Source organism: Pseudomonas floridensis (assembly GCF_002087235.1).
In the GTDB taxonomy this organism is placed as follows: Bacteria; Pseudomonadota; Gammaproteobacteria; order Pseudomonadales; family Pseudomonadaceae; genus Aquipseudomonas; species Aquipseudomonas floridensis.
Map to the genome: position 1 here is coordinate 1 of NZ_MUIO01000270.1, position 1,159 is coordinate 1,159.

The window sequence follows — 1,159 nt, forward strand, 5'->3', positions numbered from 1 at the left end:
GAAACCCTGCGCATCATCGCGCCTTACGCGGTGCTGATGGCGATGGTAGGCCTGCTGGAAACCCTGCTGACCCTGAACCTCACCGATGAAATCACTGAAACCCGAGGCTATCCGGATCGCGAGTGCGTGGCGCTGGGCGCCGCCAACATGGTGTCCGGTGCCTTCGGCGGAATGGGCGGTTGCGCGATGATCGGGCAGACCGTGATCAACCTCAGCTCCGGCGGCCGCGGCCGCGTGTCCGGCGCCGTGGCGGGCCTGATGATCCTGATGTTCGTGCTGTTTCTGTCGCCACTGATCGAGCGTATTCCGCTGGCCGCTTTGGTGGGCGTGATGTTCGTGGTCGCCCAGCAAACCTTCGCCTGGGCCTCGTTGCGGGTGTTGCGTAAGGTGCCGGTGAACGACGTGCTGGCGATCATCGCCGTGACCGTGGTGACGGTGTTGACCGATCTGGCGACTGCGGTGGTGTTCGGCATCATCATCGCCGCGATCAATTTTGCCTGGCAGCAGGCCCGAGAGCTGTATGCCGATAGCCATATCGAAGCTGATGGCAGCAAGAGCTATCACCTGCACGGCACCTTGTTCTTCGCCTCGACCACGCCGTTTCTCGACCAGTTCAACCCGGCCGAGGATCCTGCGCAGGTCACGCTGGATTGCCGCCACTTGAGCTTCGTCGATTACTCGGCCATTGCCGCCCTCAAGACCTTGCGCGAACGTTACGCCAAGGCGGGCAAGCATTTGCGCGTGGTGCATTTGTCGGAGCGCTGCAAACGTCTGCTCAAGCGTGCGGGCGTGCAGCACGCCTGAACCTGTATATGCTCAGTGTCTTTCCCGTTGCCAAAGGTGTGTGATCGATGAAAGCCGTGTCTCCCCTGGATGCCTATGAACATGCGGTCCAGCGCGGCTTTCAGCCCGATCAGGCGCAACTGCGGGCTGCCCGGCAGTTACAGGCCTGCTACCTGGCGCTGGCCGAGCCGCGTGCCAGGGTGCAGGGCGTTTATCTGTGGGGACCGGTCGGGCGTGGCAAGACCTGGCTGATGGACCGCTTTTTCGAAAGCCTCAGCGTACCGGCCCGGCGTCAGCATTTTCATCACTTCATGCGCTGGGTGCACAAGCGCATGTTCGAACTGATCGGCACTGCGCATCCGCTGACCGTGGTGGC

At 62.4% G+C, this 1,159-nt stretch carries 2 protein-coding genes; both read left to right on the top strand.

All coding sequences use genetic code 11. From position 1 onward, the window contains the following. Positions 1-804 (top strand): SulP family inorganic anion transporter (locus BZK31_RS28830; RefSeq protein WP_157900846.1); only part of this gene is annotated, 804 nt, incomplete at its 5' end. 47 nt (positions 805-851) lie between these two features. After that, positions 852-1,159, top strand: a 308-nt coding sequence (gene zapE / locus BZK31_RS28835; RefSeq protein WP_157900847.1) for an AFG1/ZapE family ATPase, incomplete at its 3' end; no start/stop codon positions are given.